Here is a 23351-nt window from a genome sequence, read left to right as displayed (position 1 = left end):
GGCCTTATCAAGCGATAGGCTGGTCGCTCCACTCGCCATTGACCAGGCGGCGCAGGCCCAGCGGGTTGGCGTTCTGCAGCGCAGGCGGCAGCAGGGCGTCAGCGTGGTTCTGGTAGCAGACCGGACGCAGGAAGCGGTCGATCGCCAGCGTACCCACCGAGGTGCCGCGCGAATCGGACGTCGCCGGGTACGGACCACCGTGAACCATGGCATCGCAGACTTCAACACCGGTCGGGTAGCCATTGACCAGAATCCGGCCAACCTTGTCCTCCAGCAACGGCAGCAGCCACTGGTAGCCCGACAGGTCAGCCGGCTCACCGATCAGTGTTGCGGTCAACTGACCACGCAGGGCCAGCAGCGCGTTTTGCAGTTCGGCATCATCGGCCACTTCGATGGCGATGGTGGTTGGACCGAACACTTCTTCCTGCAGCAACTCATCGCCGTTCAGCAGCAGGCTGACGTCAGCCTTGAACAGTTGCGACTGAGCCTGCTTGCCGTCCTGAACCTTGCCCGCCAGGTGCGTGACGCCCGAATGCGCCAGCAGGTGCTCGACGCCCTTGCTGTAGCTGCGCAGACCGCCAGCGTTGAGCAGGGTCTGTGGACCCTGGCCGTCGATCTGACCGGCCAGTTGCTCCAGGAAGGCGGTGAAGGCCGGCGAGCGCAGGCCGATGACCAGGCCCGGGTTGGTGCAGAACTGACCGCCACCCATCGCGACCGAAGCAGCCAGGTCCTTGGCGATGGTTTCGCTGCGGGCGTCCAGCGCCTGCGGCAGGATGATCACCGGGTTGATGCTCGACATTTCGGCGAACACCGGGATCGGCTGCGGGCGCTCGGCGGCCATTTTGCACAGCGCATTACCGCCGCCCAAGGAACCGGTGAAGCCTACCGCCTGAATGGCCGGGTGCTTGACCAGGCCTTCGCCTACGCCGTTACCGAAGATCATGTTGAACACGCCTTTAGGCATGCCGGTACGCTCGGCGGCGCGGATGATCGCCTGGCCAACCAGGTCGGCAGTGGCCATGTGGCCGCTGTGCGCTTTGAACACCACCGGGCAACCGGCAGCCAGTGCCGCAGCGGTGTCACCGCCGGCGGTGGAGAAGGCCAGCGGGAAGTTGCTGGCGCCGAATACTGCCACCGGGCCGACGCCGATGCGGTATTGACGCAGGTCCACGCGTGGCAGCGGCTTGCGGTCTGGCAGCGGCAGGTCGATGCGCGCACCCAGGTAGTCGCCACGGCGCAGGATCTGGGCGAACAGACGCATCTGGCCGCTGGTACGACCGCGCTCACCCTGGATACGGGCTTGCGGCAGAGCAGTTTCCTGGCAAACGATGGCCACGAAGTCGTCGCCCAACTGGTCCAGCTCATCAGCGATGGCGTCGAGGAATTCGGCGCGGCGGGCCGGACTCAGTTGACGGAACTCGGGAAAGGCGGCCTTGGCTGCCTGGGCGGCGGCATCGATTTCGCCATCGGTGGCCTGGACAAAGCTGTAAGGCAGGGCTTCACCGGTGGTCGCGTCCAGGCTCTGGTGCTGGCTCTGACCCAAGGCGCTGCGGGCGCCGCCGATGAAGTTATGGCCGAGAAGGGTGGACATCGGTATCTCCTGTTGTTTTGACCCTGAGGGTTGCCGAATGGCTGATGGAGTGGGGTGGAGCCGGCAGTCTGCACACATGCCTGCACCGGTATCACTGTAGGTCAGCAGTCATCGTACAACTACCGTGTGGGCTACGCAACCATCGGCGGTGGTAACCTGTCGGCGTTTTCTGACCAGGAGTGTTGCCATGGACTATGTGTGGCTGGTGGTGGGCGCGGTTATGTGCGTGGTGGCGCTGTGGCGCGGACGCGGTCACCTGCGGGGGATGCGCAGCCTGCGCCGTGAGCGGGTGATTCGCGATTATGTGTTGCCGGGTGGTTTATTCGATGCCTTGCGCCAGCAGCATCCGCATTTGCAGATCAAGGATTGCCAACTGGTTGCCCAAGGCTTGCGGCAGTTTTTCCTCGCGTATCACAAGAGTGGCTACCGCTACGTGTCGATGCCGTCCCAGGTGGTCGATGACCTGTGGCATGAGTTCATCCTCCACACCCGTGCCTACGAAGAGTTCTGCCACAAGGCCTTTGGCCGTTTCTTTCATCACACCCCGGCAGCGGCGTTGGGGGTAAAGGCTGCTGCGCAGAGTGACGCCGGTCTGCGCCGTACCTGGTGGTATGCCTGCCACGAAGAAAACATCAACCCACGCTCAGCCTTGCGCCTGCCGCTGCTGTTCGCGCTTGACGCCAAACTGGCAATTGCCGGTGGCTTTGTCTATGCCCTGGACTGTAGCGGGATGCGCCGCGCCGGCAACGATACCAACGCTACCGTGGTGCATTGCGGCAGCGATCTTGGCCATGGCTCCTCCGATAGCGGTTCGGGCTGTGGTGGCGGCAGCCATGGTTCTGACAGCTCCGACAGCAGCAGTGGCGACAGCAGCGGTTGTGGCGGTGGAGGCTGCGGCGGAGGCGGGGGTGACTGATCGTTGCAGTAAGGCAGCTCAATCAGGCACGACGGACCTCGGGTAGGCGCGAGCTCGCTCGCGAAAGGGCCAGGCCAGACGCAGTATTTTTAAGGTCTGACAGATAGCTTTCGCGACCAAGGTCGCTCCCACAAGGACCGCATTGCCCCGGCAATTACGTCTACCTGGTGGCAACCGCTCCCACCCATTGACTGAGCGCTTGCAATGCCAGGCTGACATCCGCCTGGGTCACTGACTCGGCCGGGTGGTGGCTGATGCCACCGGCGCAGCGCACGAACAGCATGCCCACCGGCCATTTTTCTGCCATGGCGATGGCATCGTGGCCGGCGCCGCTGGGCAGTGCCAGGCTGCGGCCCTGGACGTTGACCAGCACTTCTTGCAGCGCAGCCTGCAGCTGCGCATCGCAGTCGGTGGCCGGAATCGAGTAATAGGTCTCGGCGCTGAAGGCAATGCCGCGTTGTCTGGCAATCGCCTGGCCCTGGTGCAGAATCCGCTCCAGCAGGCCGTCCAGTGCCGCGTCCTGCGGCCCGCGCACATCCAGGGTCAGGCTCACCTCGCCAGGGATGACGTTGACCGCACCGGGGTGACATTGCAGGGTGCCGACCGTGGCCACCAGTTGCGGACCGGTTTGCCGGGTATGCTCCTCGATCCACACCATCCATTGCGCCGCCGCCGCCAGAGCGTCTTTGCGATGCGCCATCGGCACCGTGCCGGCATGCCCGGCGTGGCCGGTAAAGGCGCAGTTCAGACGTCTTGCGCCATTGATTGCGGTCACCACGCCGAGCGCCAGTTGCTCACCTTCCAGGCACGGTCCCTGTTCGATATGCAGCTCAAGATAAGCGGCAATCTCTGACTGGTGGCGCGCCGCCTGGCCGATGGCGCTGGCGTCCAGGCCAGCCTCGGTCATGGCCTGGGCGACGCTGATGCCGTTGGCATCGGGCTTGTCGACCCATTCGGCGGGCCAGCTGCCGGTCAAGGCGCGGCTGCCGAGCAGGGTAATGCCAAAGCGGGTGCCTTCTTCATCGGCAAAGCCGACGATCTCGATGGCGTTCGGCAGGTGTACAGCGTGCTGGTGCAAGTGCTGAACCACCTCAATGGCCGTGATGACCCCAAGCATGCCGTCGTAGCGCCCGGCATCACGTACGGTGTCCAGATGCGAGCCGAGCAGCACCGCTTTGGCGTCAGGCGTCTGGCCTTCATAGCGGCCGCAGATATTGCCGACGCTGTCCTGCCAGACGCGCATGCCGGCCTCGCGCATCCACTGGCCGACCAGCGCGTTGGCTTGCAAGTGCTCGGTCGACAGGTACACCCGGGTCAGCGACGGCGCCGACTCGCTGATCAGTGCCAATTGGTCGCAGCGCGCCATGACCCGCGCAGCGGCATCGTTGTTCATCTGCAACGGGCTCATGCTGGCTGGCCGCTGTAGTGATCCCAGGCGGCTTGCATGGCCGCGCCTTGGGTGGTGCGCACGCCCAGATGATTGAGCACCGCTTCCAGGGCGCTCAAGGTCTGCATGACGCAGTCTTTGCGGGCGTTGTAGCCCATGGTGCCGATGCGCCAGATCTTGCCGGCCAGCGGCCCGAACGAGGTGCCGATCTCGATGCCGAAGTCTTCCAGCAGCAGCTTGCGCACTTGCTCGCCATGCACGGCCTCGGGAATCACCACGCCGAGCACGTTGTTCATCTTGTGCTCAAGGTTGCCGAAGGTCGCAAGGCCCATGCCCTCAATGCCCTTGAGCAAGGCATCGCCGTGCAGTTTGTGGCGGGCGATACCGGCCTCCAGGCCCTCTTCGACGATCAACCGGGCGCATTCACGGGCGGCGAACAGTGCCGAGGTGGCCTCGGTGTGGTGGTTGAGGCGCTCTGGCCCCCAATAATCGAGGATCATGCCCAGATCGAAATAATTGGAGTAGATCATCTCGTCGTCGCCGTCCTGATGCGCCGCCGTGCGGATGCCAGCCTCGACACATTTGCGCCGGCGAATGACCGCTTCCATGCGTTCGCTCAAGGTGATTGGCGCGGTGCCCGACGGCCCGCCCAGGCATTTCTGCAAGCCGGCGGAGACTGCATCCAGGCCCCACAGGTCGCTTTGCAGCACATTGCCGCCCAGTGAGGCGGTGGCATCGGTGTAGAACAGCACATCGTGGCGGCGGCAGATTTCGCCCAGTTGTTCCAGCGGCTGGAGCATGGTGGTCGAGGTGTCGCCCTGTACCGTCAACAACAGCCGTGGCTTGACCCGCTTGATCGCGTCTTCGATCTGCTGCGGCTCGAACACTTCACCCCATGGTGCCTCGATGGTATGCACCTCGGCCCGGCAGCGGCGGGCGATCTCGACCAGCAGGTGGCCGAAGCGGCCAAACACCGGCACCAGCACCTTGTCGCCGGGACGGATCGCCGACACCAGAATCGCTTCGATGCCAGCCCGCGAGGTGCCGTCGACCAGCAGCGTCCAGTGGTTCGCGGTGGCGAACACGCTGCGGTACAGCGCCATCACCTCGTTCATGTAGCCGGTCATGGCCGGGTCGTACTGGCCGACCAACTGGCTGGACATGGCGCGCAGCACGCGCGGGTCGGCGTTGATCGGGCCGGGGCCCATGAGCAGGCGTTGTGGCGGGTTGACCGGTGAATAGAGGGCAGTATTCATGGGGACGATCTTCTACACATTTATAAGAGGGGTTCAGTTCAGACCACGTACCGAGGAAATAAACTGTTTGAATTCAGCGGTCTGCGGGTTGGCAAACAGCTCGCGGCTGTCGCCCTGTTCCCAGACTTTGCCCTGGTGCATGAACACCACCCGGTCGCCGACCTCGCGGGCGAAGTTCATTTCGTGGGTGACCAGGATCAGGGTCATGCCTTCTTTGGCCAGTTGTTCAAGCACTTTCAATACCTCACCGACCAGTTCCGGATCGAGGGCCGAGGTGATCTCGTCGCACAGCAGTACCTTGGGCGACATGGCCAGGGCGCGGGCAATCGCCACCCGCTGTTGCTGACCACCGGAGAGGCTTGAGGGGTAGTAGTCCAGACGCTCACCCAGACCGACCTTTTCCAGCATCTGCGCGGCCAGTTCGCGGCACTCGGCGTCGCTTTTTTTCAGCACCCGGCGCGGCGCGAGCATCACGTTCTCCAGCGCCGTCATGTGCGGGAACAGGTTGAAGCTCTGAAACACCATGCCCACCGAACGGGCAATTTCCCGCGCCTGGGAGTCACGGTCGGTGACGGTCATGCCGGCCAGTTTGATGCTGCCTTGCTGATAACCCTCCAGGCCGTTGATGCAGCGCAGCAGGGTGCTTTTGCCCGAGCCGCTGCGGCCGATGATCGACACCACTTCGCCGATCTCGATGTCCAGGTCCACGCCCTTGAGCACGTGGTTATCGCCGTAGTACTTCTGTACCTGATCAATGGTGATGAGCGGCATTGAATTTCTTCTCCAGGAACTGGCTGTAGCGCGACAGCGGGTAGCACATCAGGAAATAACCGAGCGCCACCAGGCCGAACACCTTGAACGGTTGGTAGGTGACGTTGTTGAGGATGGTGCCGGCTTTGGTCAGCTCGATAAAACCGATGATCGAGGCCAGCGCCGTGCCCTTGACCACCTGCACGGCGAAGCCGACGGTGGGCGCGATGCCGATGCGCAGCGCCTGGGGCAGCACCACCCGGTACAGGGTCTGGCCGAAGTCCAGGCCCAGGCAGCGGCAGGCTTCCCACTGGCCGCGGGGCAGGGCACGAATGCTGCCGTGCCAGATGTCGACCAGAAAGGCACTGGTGTAGAAAGTCAGGGCCAGCGAGGCGGCGGTCCAGGGTGAAACATCGATGCCCAGCAACGCGACACCGAAAAATGCCAGAAACAACTGCATCAGCAGCGGCGTGCCCTGAAACAGCTCGGTATAGCCGCGAATCAGCCAATGCAGCCAGCGCTGCCCGGACAGGCGCATCATCACCAGCACACTGGCTACCAGGGTGCCACCGATGAACGCGGTGAGCGACAGCAGGACCGTCCAGCGCGCTGCCAACAGCAGGTTGCGCAGGATGTCCCAGTCGGTAAAGGTGCCCATCATGGCTGGTCTCCAAAGCATTTGCGGCCGATCGCCAGCAACAGTTGGCGCATGGCGATCGACAGCGCCAGGTACATCAGCGCGGTCACCAGATACACCTCAAAACTCAGGAAGGTCCGTGACTGAATCAGGCTGGCGGCGAAGGTCAGCTCTTCATGGGACACCTGTGAAACCACCGAGGAGCCGAGCATGACGATGATGCACTGGCTGACCAGCGCCGGATAAATGCGCTTGAGCGACGGTGGCAGCACCACCCGCAAGAACGTCTGCGAACGGCTCAGGCCCAGCACCCGGCCGGCTTCCCACTGGCCACGCGGGGTGACCTGGATGCCGGCGCGGATGATCTCGGTGCTGTAGGCGCCCAGGTTGATCAGCATCGCCAGCAGCGCGGCTTCGCCGGCAGTCAGCTTCAGGCCCAGCGCCGGCAGGCCGAAGACAATGAAGAACAACTGCACCACAAACGGCGTGTTGCGGATCAGTTCGACGTAGCAGCCCCACAGGCGGCTGGCCAGCCCCGACCGGCCACTGCGCAGCGCCGCACCGAGAATCCCCAGGCTGACCCCGCCCACGGTGGCCAGCACCGTGAGCTGGATGGTCACCCACAAGCCGGCCAGCAGTTCCGGCCAGTAGGGCAGCAGGGCAGAGAAATTAAGCTGTGCAATCATCACCAGGCCCTTACGCGCCCAGATTGGCAGGCAGTGGTGCCTTGAGCCACTCCTCGGACAGCTTGTTCAGCGTGCCGTCGGCGTGGGCCTGTTCGATCAGGGCGTTGACCTTGTCCTTGAGCGCGGTTTCGTTCTTGCGCAGGCCGATGAAGCACGGCGAATCCTTGAGCATGAACTTGGCCACCGGGGCTTTGTCGGCGTTCTGCCGGGTAATTGCCGCGACCACCAGGTTGCCGGTGGCCACGTACTGCACCTGGCCAGACAGGTAAGCCGACAGCGTGGTGTTGTTGTCTTCATAACGCTTGACCTGCGCGCCGGCCGGTGCCACTTCGGTCAGCACCATGTCCTCCACCGCACCACGGGTCACCCCGATCGACTGCCCGGACAACTCGGCCGCACCCTGCAGCGTGCTGTCCTTGGCACCGAATACACCGAGGAAAAACGGCGCATAGGCCTTGCTGAAATCAATCACCTGTTCACGCTCGGCATTCTTGCCCAGGCTGGAGATCACCAGGTCGACCTTGTCGGTTTGCAGGTAAGGAACGCGGTTGGCGCTGGTGACCGGGACGAGCTGCAACTTTAGTTTCATCTGCTTGGCCACGTACTTGGCCATGTCGATGTCATAACCCTGCGGCTGCAAATCGGTGCCGACCGAACCGAATGGCGGAAAATCCTGCGGTACGGCGATGCGAATCACGCCGCGCTTCTCGATGTCCTGCAACTGATCCGCCAGCACACCCGCCGCCTGAGACAGCAGCGCCGCACCCGCCAGAATCGCGATCAACGTCTTTTTCATACTCGGCACCCCATCCGCTTCGGTTGTGAAACAAAAGATTCGTTATTTTTGTTTTTGCAACGTGTGTGCCAGTTTGTTTCATGACCGAAACTTTTTCCCTGTCGCTGGACATGTAAGGCATTAGCTTGAGTTTCGGGGGTGACGATAGGCGGGCAGCCGAGTCGATGGTATAAAAAAAGGCGCTAAAAAAGCGCCTTGCAGATCTTTTTTGCCCTTTTAAGGTGCGTCAGCGTTGTTCCAGCTCATCCAGCTCGCCGTACAGCGCGGCGATCTGGTGAATGCGCTGGCGGCCTTCGCTCAGCTGTTCGTGCAGCACGGCATTGACCAGCAGGTTGATCAGGCTGTTGGCCCCGGCGTAGCTATCGAACGCTGAAACGCTGTCCAGTGGCGCGCACAGATGCCAGCGCCCCAGTTCAATCACTGCTTGAGCCTGGGGCTCGCAAATCACCAGGGTCGGCACCTGCTGCGCCTGCAATGCCAGCAACAGCGGACGAATGATCCGTGGCCGCCGACGGAAAGCCAGCACCACCACCAGATCGTCGGCCGCAACATCGACCAGTTCCTCGGCCAGGGTCTGGCCAGTCTGCGGCAGGATCTGCACCCCGGGACGAATCTGCAGCAGTTGCTGGCGCAGGTGCAGGGCGGCCGGATAAGCATTGCGCAGACCGACGATCAATACCCGTCGGCAACTGCCCAGCGCGTGCACCACCTCGGTGAAGGTTGGCCCGTCAATCGCATTGACCCACTGGGTCAGGTTGGCCATTTCCTGCTTGTAGTGCCGCGCCAGCAAGGTATTGCCCTGCACCACGTCGCGGTTGTCGGTCACCGGCATGCCGGTCTGCCGCAAGGTGCGCTGTTCGTCGCGCATGTCCTTGTACTTGTCGTAGCCCAGGCGCTTGAACAGACGGCTGACGGTGGCCTTCGACACCCCTGTCAGCCGCGCCAGCTCGGCGCTGTTGTAGCTGACCAGGTCGTCGTAATGGTCGAGCATGAAATCAGCGAGACGTTGCTCTTGAGGGGTGAGGTGCGAGTACTGGCTGCGCAGGCGTTCGTCTAACTGATTCACGGGAATCCCTTGTAACTTTCGTTTCATTGAGCCAATGATATAGCAATCACGCAGGCACCGGAATGTTCCGGCCTCGATGTTCAGAGGAGTTCACCATGACACAGGTCCCGCCCGACTGGGCAGCCTACATTGCGCAGATGGAACAGGTCCTGGGCCTGGAACTGGACGACGCCCGACGTCAGGAACTGCTGTTGCAGTTCAGCCGCATCGCAGCCATGGCCGCGCCACTGATGGATTACCCGCTGGATGACCGGCTGGAAGTGGCGGGAGTCTACAAGGCATGAATCTCGACACGCTGAGCATCAGCCAATTGAAGTCGGCACTGGCCGCCGGAGAGTTCAGCGCCGCTGAAATCGCCGAGCACAGCCTGGGCGCAATCGAACAGCGCAATCGGGCAATCAACGCCTGGACCCGGATCACTCACCAGCGCATGCGCGAAGAGGCCCAGGCCCTCGATCGGCGTCGCCAGCAGGGTGAGGCCTTGCCCGCGTTGGCGGCTGTGCCCTATGCGGTGAAGAACCTGTTCGATGTGGCGGGTTTCCCGACCCTGGCCGGCGCACAGATTTTCAAGGACCGCGCGCCTGCGGCCCAGGATGCCTGGGCGGTGCGGCAACTGGCCGGCAGTGGCGCGCTGTTGTCGGGCATGCTCAACATGGACGCCTATGCCTATGGCTTTACGACCGAAAACAGCCATTTTGGTGCCACCTGCAACCCCCATGACCTGAGCCGTATTGCTGGCGGCTCATCGGGCGGCTCGGCGGCAGCGGTTGCGGCCGGGCTGGTGCATTTTTCGTTGGGTAGCGATACCAATGGCTCGATCCGTGTACCGGCTTCGCTGTGCGGCGTGTTTGGCATGAAGCCGACCTTTGGCCGGCTGTCACGCAGCGGTACTCACCCGTTTGTCGGCAGCCTCGATCACATTGGCCCGCTGGCGCGGCGGGTCAGCGACCTGACCGAAGTCTATGACGCCTTGCTGGGTCATGACCCGGCGGACGGCTTTCAGGCGGCGCAGGATCTGCAACCGGTCATGCCCCGATTGGAGCAGGACAGCGACGGTTTGCGTTGCGCCGTACTGGGCGGTTATTTCCAGCAATGGTGCGATGATTCGGCACGTGATGCCGTGGCGCGCGTCGCCAAGGGGTTGAACGCGCAACAGCAAATCACGCTGGCTGAAGCCGAACTGGCGCGCACCGCTGCCTTCATCATCAGCGCCTCAGAGGGCGGCAACAGTTACCTGCCAACCCTGCGCCGTGCGCCTGACGCCTTCGAGCCGCTGTCTCGTGAACGGCTGCTGGCCGGGGCGATGATTCCGGCTGCCTGGTATGTGCAGGCGCAGCGCTTTCGTCGGCATTTCCAGCAGCAGGTGTTGCCGCTGTTCGCCGGCGTCGATGTGCTGATTGCACCGGCCACGCCGACCAGCGCCACGACCATTGGCCAGCAGACCATGCGTATCAATGGCACTGATCTGCCGATTCGCGCCAGCATGGGCATGCTCGCCCAGCCGATCTCTTTCCTTGGCCTGCCGGTGGTCAGCGTGCCGCTGCGCGCCGCCAATGGGTTGCCGATCGGCGTTCAGCTGATCGCCGCGCCGTTCAACGAACAGGCCTGCCTGCGTGCTGCGCGTCGGCTGGAGCAGTTGGGCATCACTGAGGCCGCTGTGCCGGGAGCCGTGCAATGAACCCGCAATCGATTGATCGCCCTGAGGTGCTGGCCGAGGTACGCGCTGCGTTTGAGCGCTACGAGCAGGCGCTGGTCAGCAATGACACTCAGGTGCTCGATGAGCTGTTCTGGCATGACCCGCGCACCGTACGGCTTGGCGCCGGGGAGAACCTGTATGGCATCGAAGCGATCCGCGCCTTTCGTGCGGCGCGCCCGTCGGCCGGGCTGCAACGCACCCTGCGCAATACGGTGATCAGCTGCTATGGCGAGGATTTTGCTGTGTGCAGTACCGAGTTCACCCGCGACGGCAGCGAGCGCATCGGTCGCCAGCAGCAGAGCTGGGTACGCCTGGACGGGCAGTGGCGGATCGTCGCCGCGCACGTCAGCCTGATGTCGTAAACCTGCTTGGTCGTACGTTTCTTTGGTCGCAAGCTTCTTTGGTAGAAATCATGCTCAACACCACACTGGCCGCCCGGGGCATTGCCGTGGCACCTCATAGCCTGGCCGCGCAATCGGCGCTGGCCATTCTGCGTAACGGCGGCAACGCCATCGAAGCGATGGTGGCCGCTGCCGCCACCATCGCGGTGGTGTACCCGCACATGAACGGCCTTGGCGGCGATGGCTTCTGGCTCATCGTGCCGAAACACGGCGAACCGCTGGCCATCGATGCCAGCGGCCCGGCCGGCAGCCTGGCGACCCTGGAGCGCTACCGTGGCCAAGCGAGTATCCCGCTGCGTGGCGCCGCTGCCGCATTGACCGTCGCCGGGACGGTCGGCGGCTGGCAGGAGGCGTTGGCGGTCAGTGCCGGGCTGGGCGGCAGCACGCCGCTGCCGGCGCTGCTGGCCGATGCCATCCATTACGCCAGTGCCGGTATCCCGGTGACCCGTTCGCAGCATGCCGCCACCGCCGCCAAGCTTGCGCAACTGCAGGATATTCCGGGGTTCGCCGACACCTACCTGTGCCACAGCGAAGGCCGCTACCGGGTCCCGGAGGCGGGCAGTCTGTTTCGCCAGCCACGCCTGGCGCAAACCCTGCAACGCTTGAGTGATTGCGGCCTGGATGATTTTTATCGTGGCAGCCTGGGCGACAGCATCGCCGCCGACCTGCAACAGCTCGGTGCGCCGGTCACCCGTGCTGATCTGGCGGCCTATCGGGCCAAACGGGTCAAGCCGCTGGCCCTGGAGCATGGCAGCGGCACGGTGTACAACCTGCCGCCACCGACCCAGGGCGTGGTGTCGCAGCTGATTCTGGGGATTGCTGAACAGGCCGGCCTGGCAGACACCGCCGTCGACTCGGCGGCTTACGTGCACACGTTGGTCGAGGCCACCAAACTGGCCTTCAAGGTGCGCGATGCCTATATCACTGACCCGGCGCACATGAAGGTCGATCCCCAGGCATTTCTGGCCCCCGACTTTCTTCGTGAGCAAGCCGCGCTGATTGACCCCGAGCAAGCGCAGCGTTGGGGCGAATACAAGGGGCCGGGTGATACGGTGTGGATGGGCGTGATCGACAGCGATGGTCTGGCGGTGTCGTTTATCCAGAGCATCTACCACGAGTTCGGCAGCGGCGTGGTGCTCAGCGACAGCGGGCTGGTCTGGCAGAACCGCGGCGCTTCGTTCAGTCTTGACCCTGAGCATTTGCTGGCGCTGCAACCGGGCAAGCAGCCGTTCCACACCCTCAACCCGGCCGCCGCCCGGCTGCATGATGGTCGCAGCATGGTGTACGGCACCATGGGCGGTGACGGCCAGCCGCAGACCCAGGCGGCCGTCTTCACTCGTTATGCCGTGTTCAATCAGCCGTTGCAGCAGGCCGTCAGCGCCCCGCGCTGGCTGCTGGGGCGCACCTGGGGCGACAGCAGCGTGTCGCTCAAGCTGGAATCACGCTTCGACCCGCAACGGGTTGAGCAACTGGCCGCTCTGGGCCATGACGTCGAAGTGCTGGAGGCGTTCAGTGAGACCATGGGCCACGCCGGGGCTGCGGTGCAGTTGCCCAACGGCACGTTCGAAGGGGCCTATGACCCGCGCGGTAACGGCGCAGCCGCCGGGTTCTGAACCGGCGGCTAATCATCAGGCCGTCTGGCCAGACGCCCGGCGTGCGGCGTGGGCGTCCTTGAGAAACACCAGCAAGGCCAGCAGCGGCAAGGCGGTGCCGACCAGGATGATCGCGTGCCAGCCACCCCGATCGAACAACAGGCTGGCCACCGCCGAGCCGACTGCGCCGCCGATGAAGATGCTGGTCATGTACAGCGCATTCAGGCGCCCACGGCTGGCGGCATCCAGTGCGTACACGGCGCGCTGGCCAAGCACCATGTTCACCTGGACGCAGAAGTCCAGTACCACCCCGGTCAGCGCCAGGCCAATGACCCCGGCACCGGCATCGCTCAGCCCCGGCAGGAAACAGATTGCCGCCAGCAGCAAGGCAAACAGGCTTGCCGGGCGGGTGTATCCGGCATCGGCCAGGCGTCCGCTGATCGGCGCCGCAATGGCACCGATCGCCCCGGCCAGGGCAAACAGGGCGATCTGGCTTTGCGACAGCCCATGATTGCGCGCCAGTTCCAGCGGTACGGCGGTCCAGAACAGGCTGAAGGTGGCAAACATGCAGGCTTGATAAAACGCCCGCTGGCGCAGTACCGGTTGTTCACGCAACAGGCTCCACAACGAGCCCAGCAGTTGTCCGTAAGAGGCGCGATGTGCCGGGACCCGCTTGGGCATGGTGGTCGCCAGCACCACACAGATCAGCAGCATGATCAGCGCCGCCATGGCAAACACCGCGCGCCAGCCGAAGTGGTCAGCGATCAGGCTCGACAACGGCCGGGCCAGCAGAATACCCAGCAGCAAGCCGCCCATGATCCCGCCGACCACCCGGCCACGGGATTCTTCCGGGGCCAGGTGCGCCGCCAGCGGAATCAGGATTTGCACCGACACTGAGCTGAAACCGATCAACAGCGACAGCAGCAGGAACAGGTTGGGCTGCTCCACCACGGCCGCGCCGATCAGGCTCAGCACCGCCAGTACGGCGGTGGCGATCATGAGTCGGCGGTTTTCCAGCAGGTCACCCAGTGGCACCAGAAACAACAGGCCCAGGGCATAGCCGATCTGGGTCAGCGATACGATCAGGCTGGCCAGGGTTTCTGAAAGCCCGAGGTCCGGGGCAATCAGGCCGATGATCGGCTGGGCATAGTAGATATTGGCGACGATGGCGCCACAGCAGAAAGCGAACAGCAGCACCAGAGCGCGGGTCATGGCAACAGGCGTGGCGGGAAGGCTCATAAAGGCTCGCAGGCAGGCTTGAGGAAGATAGCCAGCAGGTTAAAGGCATTCACCGACAGCCAGAACCCACACTGAATTGATACTGAATATTTCTGTCACTGATGATGCGCCGCTCAGGCCGCTAAAGTGTCGGCGGCACAATCGAGCGTCAGCCGTGCGCCGCCATAGCGGCTGCTGTCGATGCGCAAAGTAAAGCCATGCAGCTCGACAATCGCGGCCACCAGCGACAGTCCCAGGCCGAAGCCTTGCGGGTTGTCGTGTTCGCTGCGATGAAAGCGCTGGAACACCGCCTGACGCTCGGCTTCGGGAATGCCGGGGCCGGAGTCTTGCACCTCAATACGCAACTGGCCTTGCCAGGCGCTGGCCTGCAGCAGCACCGTACCGCCGGCGGGGGTGAACTTGATCGCGTTGTCGAGCAGGTTGGCCAGCGCCTCGAACAGCAGCGCACGGTCGCCAGTGATGCTCGGCACCGGGCTGTCGACGTCCAGCAGCAAGGTGATGTCGCCTTCCTCGGCCAGCGGCAGATAAAAGTCGTGCAACTCCTGCAGCAAGGCGTGCGGGTCGAGTTCCAGAAAGCCCGAGCGGCGGCGCTGGTCCTGCAGTTCGGAAATGCGCAACAGCCCGCGAAACCGCGCCATCAGGCCATCGGCTTCGGCGATGACCTGGGCGATTTCCGGGCTGTGCGGCGAGTCCGGGGCTTGCTGCTGGATGCGGTACAGGCGGGCGCGCAGGCGGGTCAACGGGGTGCGCAGGTCATGGGCAATGTTGTCGCATACGCCCTTGACCTCGTTCATCAGCCGCTCGATCTGGCCGAGCATGTCATTGACGATCAACGCCAGCATGTCCAGCTCGTCACGGCGCACCGAAACCGGCAGGCGCTTGCTCATGTCGCCACTGACAATCGCCTCGGCACTGGCACGCAAGGCATGGATACGGCGTAACGGGCGACGCCGCAACAAGTACCAGCCGGCCACGCCGGGAATGATGGTTAGCGACATGCCCCATAGCAGCGCATGCAGAATCAGGTTGGAGACGGCGAACAGCGAGCCATTGTCGCGCACGATGATCAGCCAGTTGCCAGCGCGGGTGCGAGTCGCTACCGCGGCGCAACTGCTGCGCGGCAGGTTCGGGTCGGTGGAGACGATGCAACTGCCCAGTTCATGAATCTGGCCGTCCAGCGGCAGGTTGCCGGGGATCTGCCGGATCGGCCCGAACAGCGGGCGCAGACGGGCGTCGAACAGGCCGAAGGCATCCACGGCGGGTTTGTCGAAGGCCATACTGGCCACCAGCGCTTCGACCAGGTCCTGGCCTTCGAAGCGGGCGAACAGCTGCTGGCGCTGCATCAGTGAGTGGCGGGCCATCTGGTCCAGATAACCTTTGACCTCCCAATACAGGACCCCCAGCAAGATGCTGCCCCAGGCCACGAACAGGGTGCTGTAGAGCGCCAGCAGACGGCTGCTGGAGGAGCGCCAGCCCTTAGGCAGGTTCGCTAATGACATACCCCGTGCCCCTTACGGTACGGATCAGCGGCGCACTGCCCGGTGGGTCGATTTTCTTGCGCAGGCGGCCAATATGGACGTCGATCAGGTTGGTGCCAGGGTCGAAGTGATAGCCCCAGACCTCCTGGAAGATCATCATCCGGGTGATGACCTGGCCATGGTTGCGCATCAGAAATTCCAGCAGCTTGTACTCGGTGGGCAGCAGGGTCAGGGTCCGCTCGCCACGGCGCGCCTCGCGGGTCATCAGGTCCAGTTCCAGGTCACCGACCAGCAACTGGCTTTTCTGCTCGCTGGCCGGGCTGTTACGGCGCAGCAGCACCTCGACCCGGGCGGCCATCTCGTCGGAGGCAAAGGGCTTGGACAGATAGTCGTCGCCCCCGGCGCGCAGGCCACGAACCCGCTCATCGACGTCTGACAGCGCGCTGATCATCAGGATCGGCGTGCTGATGCCCTGGGCGCGCAGGCGGGTGACGATGGTCAGCCCGTCGACCTGCGGCAACATGCGGTCCAGGGTAATCAGGTCGTAATCGCCACTGACGGCCTTGTCCAGACCGTCACGCCCGTTGTCTACCCAGTCCACATCCAGCCCGTGACTGCTGAGTTCCGCGACGATCTCCCTTGCGGTGACGGCGTCATCTTCGATTGCCAGGATTCGGGTCATCTTGCCTGCCTGCGGTGTGGGACAAAATCGTATCTTGCCTGTTGGAACCTGAAAATTTCCTGAAAGAAAGATCATGTCGAACCATCACGTTCTGGCACCATGAAGGCTCCAAACTGCCAAGGACAATCAATGGCTGCCAATAACACGTCGCGCACGCAAAAACATCTTGCCGTGCTCATCGATGCCGACAATGCGCCCGCAGCGATTGTTGAAGGTCTTTTCGAAGAAATCGCAAGGTACGGTGTCGCCAGCGTCAAACGCATCTACGGTGACTGGACCGGCCCGCAACTGGGGAGCTGGAAGAACGTTCTGCTCGACCACTCGATCGTGCCTATCCAGCAATTTGCCTACACCAAGGGCAAGAATGCCACTGACAGCTCGTTGATCATTGACGCCATGGACCTGCTCTACACCCGGCGCTTCGAGGGCTTTTGCCTGGTTTCCAGCGACAGCGATTTCACCCGGCTGGCGTCGCGTATTCGTGAAGAGGGATTGCTGGTCTACGGTTTTGGCGAACAGAAGACACCGCGGCCCTTCGTCGCCGCCTGTGACAAGTTCATTTATATCGAACTGCTCAGAAGTGACCCGCCGGGCGCAACCGGCGTGGAGGATCGTCCGGCCAGCGAAACAGCAAAAGTGGCAGATGACGGCAAAGCCGCCCGCCAGCCCAAAGTGCCTCTGGCGTTCATCGCCAAGATCATGGACGACATCGCCGATGAAGATGGCTGGGCGCACTTGAGTGCACTGGGCACCAATATCAGCAAACTCAGGCCGGAGTTCGACTCGCGTACCCATGGCTACAAAAAGCTCAGCGACCTGATCAAAGGGCATCCCAAGACCTTCGAGTTACAGACCCGTAACAGTCCGGGAGGCACGGCGGTGTTGTATGCCAGGCACAGACAGTGAGCCTTGGCGTCATGCAGCTCGTTTTGAGCTGAACCCTCTTATGGCAATGATGACAAGCAGCGCTCCGGCAGCTGTTATCCAGGAGAGGCTATGTCCAAAGACTGCATAGTCCAGCATCAGCGTGATGACGGGGACCAGATAGAAAAGGATGCCAACCGTGCTTGCCGAGTGTTTGCTTAGCATATGGAACAAGAGCAGCACTGCGCCGCTGGATACCACGAAGATCATCCAGCCGGCAGACAGGATGAAAGCGGGTGTAAGGTTCAGGTGAAGAGGGGTGGCGGGAAGGAGGATGAGAAACACCAGGGCGGCGCTCACACTTTGATAAAAAGCGGACACCAGCGGGTCGACAGGCAGTTTTTGTTGCATCACTGAACCGGTGCTTATCGCCAGTAGCGAGAGGGTTCCGAATATCAGGCCGAGTGGCGTCATCGCTCCGGTTTCACGTGCTCCGAGTATGGCGATGGTGAGGCCTGATAAGCCAAGCAGTAAATACAGATAGCCTGAAACGCCGATCTTTTCACGGGCAAACAGGGGTGTCAGGATCGGCTGGATGCCCAGCAGAATCGAAAGCGCTCCGGGTGTCAGGTCATGATGGAGTGCCAGAAAGAACGCGCTTTGATAACCAACTTGCAATGTCATGCCGATAATAATAACGCGTAGTAGCAGATGCCTTGGCAAGTCAATTCTTTTGAGTAGGCCGGTCTTGCCAGATAGTAATGTACAGACAATAAAGAGTACGAACGCTGCGCCAACAGAACGAAGGGTCAGGAATACGGACACTGAAGCGTCTTCAAGCCCAAGCTTCACGAAAATAGCCCCGCTGCTCCACATTAGCAGGAACAGTAACGGCGAATACTTTTCCAGTGCAGTCATCGCGGGGCTCATGATCATGCGTTCCAGTCGTTAATGACGTATCGCTCACCCATCGCCCGCTGCTCAATCAAATAGCGTCGTAGTGAGCGAGCTTTTCGAGCGACTTCCGGATTTTTCGCCATTTCAGCAGCGCTTACGATCCAGTCATAGCAGCAAGCTACAGAGATGTTGTAGGTGAAATGGAATTTGGAGAGAGTAAAAACCAAGTCTTTGAATGTATGGCGATCGAGGAGCGCGGAAGTTGAAGTGATAATGTTGAGAGCTTCGTCGCTTTCGAGAGGCTTTCGGTCAATATGGAATTTCTTTCTGGAGGGCAGGAGTGAGTCTTTGTCAGCGAATATATCAGCCGGATTGAAGTCACCCTCAAACATGAAGTCAAGGCAAAGGAACATCCGGCTTTTGTTGCCGAAGTTTATGGCAGCGTGATTTATTCCTGCGTCCAGAAACCATGCTTCTCCAGGCATCATTTGAAAGACCCCACAGTCATCGGAGTGGAATGATTCCTTGTTGTGCTCAAGGGCAATGAATACTCTGAAATAAGTTATTGACTTGTCAAGTTCGACGAAATCCCGATGAGGGATGACCATCCCGTCGACCAGATTTCGAGCGCGGATCATTTTTAGATGGTTAAATCTAAAGTTATCTGATATGAAGCGCTGAATCATAGGGCAGCGTTTGGCATATTCTGTAGGTATGCACCTATCAGTATTTCGATATTGGGTATCGTTGGCTTCGCCGCTGGCATTGTAGAGAGACAGATTTTTCCAGTAGCCCTGGCCAAATTCATCGTATTCTTCCGGGGTTTTTGTGATGGCGTTTAGTTGCTCTATGTCGGCTGAGAAGTTGTAGTTTTGGGTGTTTATGGTGCCTAGTATTTGGGAGGCCATTGGCTTGCTCAATTTGCTTGGGGTGGCCAAGATACTTCGGGATATTGATGTTGTGTTGATGTGAGTTGGCAATGGATATTTCCGAGCGTAACGTTTTGTGTTTGTCGCCTGAAAAATGAGGCTGAGCTGTCGGAATGAGTATTGCTGGTTTTCGGGGTTTGGTTGATTGATATGTAGTCCTAAAGTCTGAGTGTTGTAGGAAGTGGTGAGTTAACTTTTAAGATTTATTTGGTTTTTTGGGAGGGTGAATTTTATGGCCGCTAAATAGCCTCTAAATCCAGGGCGTGTGAGCGAGGGCACTCGGATACCAGGGGCAAGCCGATATATTCGCTGCAAGTCACCGCCAGCGCTTATGCGCTGTCGTCGAGGTCGGCTGGCGAAAGGGCCCGTAAACCACTCCATTTGCAGTGATCTCGTGGCCTTAGTCGCCAGCAGAGCTTGCCTCCCACCGGTTCGTGGAGCCTTGTGGCTAAAGTTGCTCCGGCTTTCGGCTTTTGCGCAACTCCTCCAGCAGCTTGCGTTTGTCGCGCTCGCGCTTGGCGGTCATGTCGTTCTCGCTGCGAATCTGTGCATGGCTGAGCAGGCCGAAGATAAAGCTGCCGCCGATGATATTGCCGGCCAGGGTCGGGGCTGCAAACACCAGCCAGAAATCGCCCCAGCTCACCTCGCCGGCAAACACCAGGTACGACACCTCCAGCGAGCCGACCACGATGTGGGTGAAGTCACCCAGCGCCATCAGGTAGGTGATCACCACGATAATGGCGATCTTGGCGTTTTCCATGCCGGCGATCATCCACACCATGGTGGCGATCATCCAGCCCGAGACGATGCCTTTGGCGAGCATCTTGGTCGCGTCGTTTTCCATCACTTTGCGGCCGATTTCCAGAAACGCCAGGTCGGTCTGGGTATCGAAGATCGGCAGGCGCAGCATCACCCAGGCCACCAGCAGGGTGCCGGCCAGGTTACCGGCGAGCACCACACCCCACAGGCGCAGCAACCGGCCGAAATTGCCCAGGGTCAGCTTGCTCATCACTGGCAGCACGGCCGTCAGGGTGTTCTCGGTGAACAGCTGCTGGCGGGCCAGGATCACCGCCAGAAAGCCTGCCGAATAGCCCAGGCTGGCGATCACGTGGCTTTCATCGCCGGGCCCCAGCCGCGAGCGAAACAGCCCCATGGCCATCAGCGACAGACCCATGGTCAGCCCGGCGGCCAGCGCCGACCACCACAGCGCTGCGACACTGCGCTCCAGCTCATGGTCGCCCTGGATGCGGATGGTTTCATGCAACACCACCGCCCGCGGCGGCAGCTTCTCGTCGATCTCGCGCTCTTCTTCGGCTGACAGGCCGGGAGTCTTGCCGTCTGCTTGTTCTTGCATACCAGTTACCTTCATGGGGGAACGACGGAGGCCCGTCTGTCTGAAGATTCAGACCTGCGCGGCCCGGCGTCGTTCTGCCGTGATGAAGGCGTTATGCGTGCTGTAGCTGTTGGCTCTGGATGCGCTGTACACCCAACTCGCCCATCGCGTGCCAGGCGGCCTGCAAAGAGCCGTTCAGGTCAATCGCCCGGCAGGCATCCTCGATCACATAGGTGTTGAACCCTTCACGCGCCGCGTCCTGGGCCGACCAGGCCACGCAGAAGTCCAGCGCCAGGCCGACCACGTACAGCGTCTCGATGCCGTGCTCGCGCAAATAACCGCTCAGGCCGGTGCGGGTGGTGCGGTCGGCTTCCAGAAACGCGGAATAACTGTCGATCGCCGGATTGCAGCCCTTGCGCAGAATCAACTGCGCATGGGGCAGCTCCAGCGCCTCATGCAACTGCGCGCCATCGCTGCCTTGCACGCAATGCACCGGCCACAGGGTCTGCGGGCCGTAGGGCAGGGTGATGGTCTGGAAGGGCACATGGCCCGGATGACTGTCAGCGAACGAGATATGCCCGGCCGGGTGCCAGTCCTGAGTCACGATGACCCTGGCGAACTGCCGGCCGAGGCGGTTGATCAACGGCACCAGCGCATCGCCGTCGGCCACCGCCAGCGCACCGCCGGGCATGAAGTCGTATTGCATGTCGATCACCAGCAGGGCACTGCGGCGATCGCCGGGGGAATGGGTCAGGTTCATCAGCTCTCCGATCTGATCAGGGAAACACCGCCACAGTATGCCTGCCTGGCCCGGTAGGCGCGGCGTGAGCCGCGAATATTCACCGTCGAGGCGGATTGCTGCCAGCAATGACCCATCCACGCCGACATGATCCCAAAGTTACATTTGGGAATAAGTTTCACTTGTAGTTACAAATCTATACAATTCACATCTCAAAACGGGCCGTCATGAGCTCGTGGATCATCAAAGAGAACAGGATTCACACATGCGTCGCACTCTGATTTCGCTTTGCGCTGTGCAAGCCGCGCTGAGCCCACTGGCCTGGGCTGAGCAGGCCCCGGCCGGCAAGCCCTCCATCGAGCTGCAAGTGACCGACATCAACGCCGCTGCTGACAGCGAGCAGGCCACCGGTCCCGTACAAGGCTATAAAGCCACCCGGTCTGCCAGCGCCACCCGCACCGATACCTCGATCCACGAAACCCCGCAGTCGGTCAGTGTCGTGTCCCGCGAAGCGGTAGAAGATCTGGGCGCTACCCGCTTGCAAGAGGCACTCGACTACGCGGGCGGCGTTGGCCGGGCCAACAACTTCGGCGGTCAGGGCCTGACGACGTTTACTGTGCGCGGCTTCACCACCGGTGAGTTCTACCGCAACGGTTTCCCGATCAACCGCGGCTACCCGAGCATGCCCGATGCCAACACCATCGAGCGTCTTGAAGTGCTGCGCGGCCCGTCGACCACCCTGTACGGCCGCGGCGACCCGGGCGGCACCTTCAACGTGGTGACCAAACAGCCGTCCAGCGACCGCTCGGTGACACTGGGCAGCCAGATCAACGATCAGGGCATGTACCGTGGCACCCTCGATGCCACCGGCCCACTCGACGAAGAGGGCCGTCTGGCCTATCGCCTGAATGTTCTGGGCGAGGGCGGCGAAACCTTCCGCGACCACGTCGAGACCGAGCGCTATTCGGTGGCGCCGGTGCTCAGCTGGCAGCTCAACGATGCCACGCGCATCACCTTCGAAGGTGAGTTCATGCGCAACAATGCACCGCTGGATCGCGGCCTGACCCGTTACCCGGCGCAAACCCGCACCGCCTCGCCAGACACCTTCTGGGGCGAGAAGGACATCGGCAAGCTGCACACTGACACCAACATGGCCCAGTTGCGGTTCGAGCATGATTTGAACGACAACTGGACCCTGGGCGGCGGCGTGCAGTCGCTGGACGGCACCATGAAGGGCAACGGTGTCGAAGCCAACAGCCTGGGTGCCGATGCTCGCACCCTGAGCCGCAACTTCAACTGGCGCAAACTGGACTGGACCGATATCGACGTGCAACTGAACGTCACCGGCCGCTTCAACACCGGCAGCCTTGAGCACCTGCTGCTGGCCGGCGTCGAGTATGAAGATTACGACTACAAGTCGATCATCATGCGCTCCAGCGGTGCTGCGGGCAGCTACGCCATCGACATCTACAACCCGGTGTATGGCCAGGCCCGTCCTGCGCTGACCCGCACCACCACTCATGACAAGGAAAACCTCAAGACCTGGGCGGCGTTCCTGCAGGATCAGGTGACCCTCACCGAGCGCCTGAAGTTGCTGGTGGGCGCGCGCTTCGAACGCTTCGAGCATGACTACGACACCTACCTGGCCGGCACCCGCAGCTGGACCAACAGCGATAATGCGGTGACGCCGCGGCTGGGGCTGACTTTCGACCTGACCGAAGACCTGGCCCTGTACGCCAGCGCCTCGCGTTCATTCAAGCCCAACTCCGGTGCTGCGCGGCTGGGCGGCGGGTTCGATCCTGAAGAAGGCAAGGCTTACGAGCTGGGCGCCAAATGGCAGGCGCTGGACAAGCAGCTGAGTGTGGAAGCGGCGATCTACCAGATCGACAAGAAGAACGTGCTGACCACTGACCCGGTCGACTCGACCTTCAGCATCGCGGCCGGCGAAGTGCGCAGCCGTGGTTTCGATCTCAACGTGGTGGGCAACATCACCCCGGCCTGGAAAGTGATGGGCAGCTACGCCTACACCGACGCCGAAGTGACCAAGGACAACACCCTGCGTAACGGCACTCGCCTGCTCAACATCCCCAAGCAGAGCGCCAGCCTGCTGAGCATGTATGAGTTCCAGGACGGCGCATTGCGCGGTCTGGGCCTGGGTGGCGGCGCCCGTTATGTTGACGAGCGTGCCGGCCAGACCGCCAACGTGCCGAACTTCAGCATGGCCAGCTACACCGTCTACGACCTGCTGAGCTACTACAAGGTCAACGACAACCTGCGCCTGAACCTGGACGTGAAGAACCTGTTCGACAAGGAATATGAAGAGGGCGCGTTCGGCAACATCTACGCCTATCCGGGCGCACCGCGCACCGTGCAGGTGGGCTTCTCGTACAAGTTGTAACCTTTCGCCAAGGGGGCT

General features: G+C 61.9%; 22 protein-coding genes. 7 read left to right on the top strand and 15 right to left on the bottom strand.

The annotated features are described in order from the left end of the window. Positions 1 to 7: 7 nt before the first annotated feature. Entirely contained in the window at positions 8 to 1591 is a 1584-nt protein-coding gene (locus tag NJC40_RS24295) for an aldehyde dehydrogenase (NADP(+)) (protein ID WP_253111469.1), read from the bottom strand. A gap of 187 nt (positions 1592 to 1778) precedes the next feature. On the opposite strand from NJC40_RS24295, the gene NJC40_RS24290 reads away from it, so the two are divergent. Then, the gene (locus NJC40_RS24290; protein WP_253141085.1) at positions 1779 to 2507 is read left to right on the top strand and encodes a glycine-rich domain-containing protein; all 729 of its coding nucleotides are present in this window, start codon (positions 1779 to 1781) and stop codon (positions 2505 to 2507) included. A 160-nt stretch (positions 2508 to 2667) separates the two neighbouring features. Here NJC40_RS24290 and hpxK read toward each other — a convergent pair whose 3' ends face one another. From hpxK to NJC40_RS24255, 7 genes are all read right to left on the bottom strand, one after another. Then, complete coding sequence (hpxK, locus tag NJC40_RS24285) at positions 2668 to 3915, bottom strand: allantoate amidohydrolase (RefSeq protein ID WP_253141086.1); 1248 nt, start codon at positions 3913 to 3915, stop codon at positions 2668 to 2670. Next, entirely contained in the window at positions 3912 to 5150 is a 1239-nt protein-coding gene (locus tag NJC40_RS24280) for a pyridoxal-phosphate-dependent aminotransferase family protein (protein ID WP_253111477.1), read from the bottom strand. Before NJC40_RS24280 ends, hpxK begins: the two co-directional genes overlap by 4 nt. A 33-nt stretch (positions 5151 to 5183) precedes the next feature. Then, positions 5184 to 5921: an amino acid ABC transporter ATP-binding protein gene (locus NJC40_RS24275; RefSeq protein WP_253141087.1), complete on the bottom strand. Its 738-nt coding sequence runs from the start codon at positions 5919 to 5921 to the stop codon at positions 5184 to 5186. Further along, positions 5902 to 6558 (bottom strand): amino acid ABC transporter permease, encoded by a 657-nt coding sequence (locus tag NJC40_RS24270; protein WP_045495024.1) that lies wholly within the window; start codon positions 6556 to 6558, stop codon positions 5902 to 5904. Before NJC40_RS24270 ends, NJC40_RS24275 begins: the two co-directional genes overlap by 20 nt. After that, entirely contained in the window at positions 6558 to 7223 is a 666-nt protein-coding gene (locus NJC40_RS24265; RefSeq protein WP_253141088.1) for an amino acid ABC transporter permease, read from the bottom strand. The genes NJC40_RS24270 and NJC40_RS24265 overlap by 1 nt, the downstream gene beginning before the upstream one ends. Positions 7224 to 7233: 10 nt before the next feature. Further along, a complete protein-coding gene (locus NJC40_RS24260; RefSeq protein WP_373568417.1) occupies positions 7234 to 8028 on the bottom strand; it encodes a transporter substrate-binding domain-containing protein in 795 nt (264 codons plus the stop codon). A 217-nt stretch (positions 8029 to 8245) separates the two neighbouring features. Continuing rightward, entirely contained in the window at positions 8246 to 9085 is an 840-nt protein-coding gene (locus tag NJC40_RS24255; RefSeq protein WP_253141089.1) for a MurR/RpiR family transcriptional regulator, read from the bottom strand. A gap of 95 nt (positions 9086 to 9180) precedes the next feature. Here NJC40_RS24255 and hpxX point away from each other — a divergent pair, with 95 nt between their 5' ends. From hpxX to NJC40_RS24235, 4 genes are read left to right on the top strand one after another with little or no spacing between them, the layout of a single operon-like run. Next, on the top strand, positions 9181 to 9369 hold the full coding sequence (gene hpxX / locus NJC40_RS24250; protein ID WP_045492757.1) for an oxalurate catabolism protein HpxX: 189 nt from the start codon (positions 9181 to 9183) through the stop codon (positions 9367 to 9369). Continuing rightward, positions 9366 to 10763 (top strand): AtzE family amidohydrolase, encoded by a 1398-nt coding sequence (locus NJC40_RS24245; protein ID WP_253141090.1) that lies wholly within the window; start codon positions 9366 to 9368, stop codon positions 10761 to 10763. The genes hpxX and NJC40_RS24245 overlap by 4 nt, the downstream gene beginning before the upstream one ends. Beyond that, positions 10760 to 11143, top strand: a complete 384-nt coding sequence (gene hpxZ / locus NJC40_RS24240; RefSeq protein WP_045492751.1) for an oxalurate catabolism protein HpxZ — start codon at positions 10760 to 10762, stop codon at positions 11141 to 11143. The genes NJC40_RS24245 and hpxZ overlap by 4 nt, the downstream gene beginning before the upstream one ends. Before the next feature lie 50 nt (positions 11144 to 11193). Beyond that, positions 11194 to 12795: a gamma-glutamyltransferase family protein gene (locus tag NJC40_RS24235; RefSeq protein ID WP_253141091.1), complete on the top strand. Its 1602-nt coding sequence runs from the start codon at positions 11194 to 11196 to the stop codon at positions 12793 to 12795. Positions 12796 to 12810: 15 nt separating this feature from the next. Here NJC40_RS24235 and NJC40_RS24230 read toward each other — a convergent pair whose 3' ends face one another. From NJC40_RS24230 to NJC40_RS24220, 3 genes are all read right to left on the bottom strand, one after another. Continuing rightward, positions 12811 to 14013, bottom strand: coding sequence for an MFS transporter (locus NJC40_RS24230; RefSeq protein WP_045492746.1), 1203 nt, complete (start codon positions 14011 to 14013; stop codon positions 12811 to 12813). A 113-nt stretch (positions 14014 to 14126) separates the two neighbouring features. Further along, a complete protein-coding gene (locus NJC40_RS24225) occupies positions 14127 to 15512 on the bottom strand; it encodes a sensor histidine kinase (protein WP_253141092.1) in 1386 nt (461 codons plus the stop codon). Then, positions 15490 to 16173, bottom strand: a complete 684-nt coding sequence (locus NJC40_RS24220; RefSeq protein ID WP_045492740.1) for a response regulator transcription factor — start codon at positions 16171 to 16173, stop codon at positions 15490 to 15492. The genes NJC40_RS24225 and NJC40_RS24220 overlap by 23 nt, the downstream gene beginning before the upstream one ends. A 129-nt stretch (positions 16174 to 16302) precedes the next feature. Here NJC40_RS24220 and NJC40_RS24215 point away from each other — a divergent pair, with 129 nt between their 5' ends. Next, a complete protein-coding gene (locus tag NJC40_RS24215) occupies positions 16303 to 17079 on the top strand; it encodes an NYN domain-containing protein (RefSeq protein ID WP_253141093.1) in 777 nt (258 codons plus the stop codon). Positions 17080 to 17088: 9 nt separating this feature from the next. Here the strand turns inward: NJC40_RS24215 and NJC40_RS24210 are convergent, their stop codons facing one another. From NJC40_RS24210 to pncA, 4 genes are all read right to left on the bottom strand, one after another. Continuing rightward, positions 17089 to 17955: a DMT family transporter gene (locus NJC40_RS24210; RefSeq protein WP_253141094.1), complete on the bottom strand. Its 867-nt coding sequence runs from the start codon at positions 17953 to 17955 to the stop codon at positions 17089 to 17091. Positions 17956 to 17969: 14 nt separating this feature from the next. Further along, positions 17970 to 18872 carry an aspartyl/asparaginyl beta-hydroxylase domain-containing protein gene (locus tag NJC40_RS24205; protein ID WP_253141095.1) on the bottom strand — a complete coding sequence of 301 codons (903 nt, stop codon included), beginning with the start codon at positions 18870 to 18872 and terminating at the stop codon, positions 17970 to 17972. Between the two features lie 439 nt (positions 18873 to 19311). Further along, the gene (locus NJC40_RS24200) at positions 19312 to 20217 is read right to left on the bottom strand and encodes a formate/nitrite transporter family protein (protein WP_253141096.1); all 906 of its coding nucleotides are present in this window, start codon (positions 20215 to 20217) and stop codon (positions 19312 to 19314) included. A 91-nt stretch (positions 20218 to 20308) separates the two neighbouring features. Further along, positions 20309 to 20956 (bottom strand): bifunctional nicotinamidase/pyrazinamidase, encoded by a 648-nt coding sequence (pncA, locus tag NJC40_RS24195; protein WP_253141097.1) that lies wholly within the window; start codon positions 20954 to 20956, stop codon positions 20309 to 20311. A 244-nt stretch (positions 20957 to 21200) separates the two neighbouring features. Here pncA and NJC40_RS24190 point away from each other — a divergent pair, with 244 nt between their 5' ends. Further along, positions 21201 to 23333, top strand: coding sequence for a TonB-dependent siderophore receptor (locus NJC40_RS24190; RefSeq protein ID WP_253141098.1), 2133 nt, complete (start codon positions 21201 to 21203; stop codon positions 23331 to 23333). Positions 23334 to 23351 lie beyond the last annotated feature (18 nt).

Source organism: Pseudomonas sp. 21LCFQ02 (assembly GCF_024129895.2).
GTDB lineage: Bacteria > Pseudomonadota > Gammaproteobacteria > Pseudomonadales > Pseudomonadaceae > Aquipseudomonas.
This window is presented reverse-complemented; position numbering and strand designations above follow the sequence as displayed.

Coding starts and splice junctions, on each gene's coding strand:
- NJC40_RS24215 (WP_253141093.1), top strand. CDS start 16,303: ATGGCTGCCAATAACACGTCGCGCACGCAAAAACATCTTGCCGTGCTC.
- pncA (WP_253141097.1), bottom strand. CDS start 20,956: ATGAACCTGACCCATTCCCCCGGCGATCGCCGCAGTGCCCTGCTGGTG.
- NJC40_RS24225 (WP_253141092.1), bottom strand. CDS start 15,512: ATGTCATTAGCGAACCTGCCTAAGGGCTGGCGCTCCTCCAGCAGCCGT.
- NJC40_RS24275 (WP_253141087.1), bottom strand. CDS start 5,921: ATGCCGCTCATCACCATTGATCAGGTACAGAAGTACTACGGCGATAAC.
- NJC40_RS24295 (WP_253111469.1), bottom strand. CDS start 1,591: ATGTCCACCCTTCTCGGCCATAACTTCATCGGCGGCGCCCGCAGCGCC.
- NJC40_RS24290 (WP_253141085.1), top strand. CDS start 1,779: ATGGACTATGTGTGGCTGGTGGTGGGCGCGGTTATGTGCGTGGTGGCG.
- NJC40_RS24280 (WP_253111477.1), bottom strand. CDS start 5,150: ATGAATACTGCCCTCTATTCACCGGTCAACCCGCCACAACGCCTGCTC.
- NJC40_RS24235 (WP_253141091.1), top strand. CDS start 11,194: ATGCTCAACACCACACTGGCCGCCCGGGGCATTGCCGTGGCACCTCAT.
- NJC40_RS24210 (WP_253141094.1), bottom strand. CDS start 17,955: ATGACTGCACTGGAAAAGTATTCGCCGTTACTGTTCCTGCTAATGTGG.
- NJC40_RS24190 (WP_253141098.1), top strand. CDS start 21,201: ATGCGTCGCACTCTGATTTCGCTTTGCGCTGTGCAAGCCGCGCTGAGC.
- NJC40_RS24245 (WP_253141090.1), top strand. CDS start 9,366: ATGAATCTCGACACGCTGAGCATCAGCCAATTGAAGTCGGCACTGGCC.
- NJC40_RS24265 (WP_253141088.1), bottom strand. CDS start 7,223: ATGATTGCACAGCTTAATTTCTCTGCCCTGCTGCCCTACTGGCCGGAA.
- NJC40_RS24220 (WP_045492740.1), bottom strand. CDS start 16,173: ATGACCCGAATCCTGGCAATCGAAGATGACGCCGTCACCGCAAGGGAG.
- hpxZ (WP_045492751.1), top strand. CDS start 10,760: ATGAACCCGCAATCGATTGATCGCCCTGAGGTGCTGGCCGAGGTACGC.
- NJC40_RS24200 (WP_253141096.1), bottom strand. CDS start 20,217: ATGCAAGAACAAGCAGACGGCAAGACTCCCGGCCTGTCAGCCGAAGAA.
- NJC40_RS24230 (WP_045492746.1), bottom strand. CDS start 14,013: ATGAGCCTTCCCGCCACGCCTGTTGCCATGACCCGCGCTCTGGTGCTG.
- NJC40_RS24270 (WP_045495024.1), bottom strand. CDS start 6,558: ATGGGCACCTTTACCGACTGGGACATCCTGCGCAACCTGCTGTTGGCA.
- hpxX (WP_045492757.1), top strand. CDS start 9,181: ATGACACAGGTCCCGCCCGACTGGGCAGCCTACATTGCGCAGATGGAA.
- hpxK (WP_253141086.1), bottom strand. CDS start 3,915: ATGAGCCCGTTGCAGATGAACAACGATGCCGCTGCGCGGGTCATGGCG.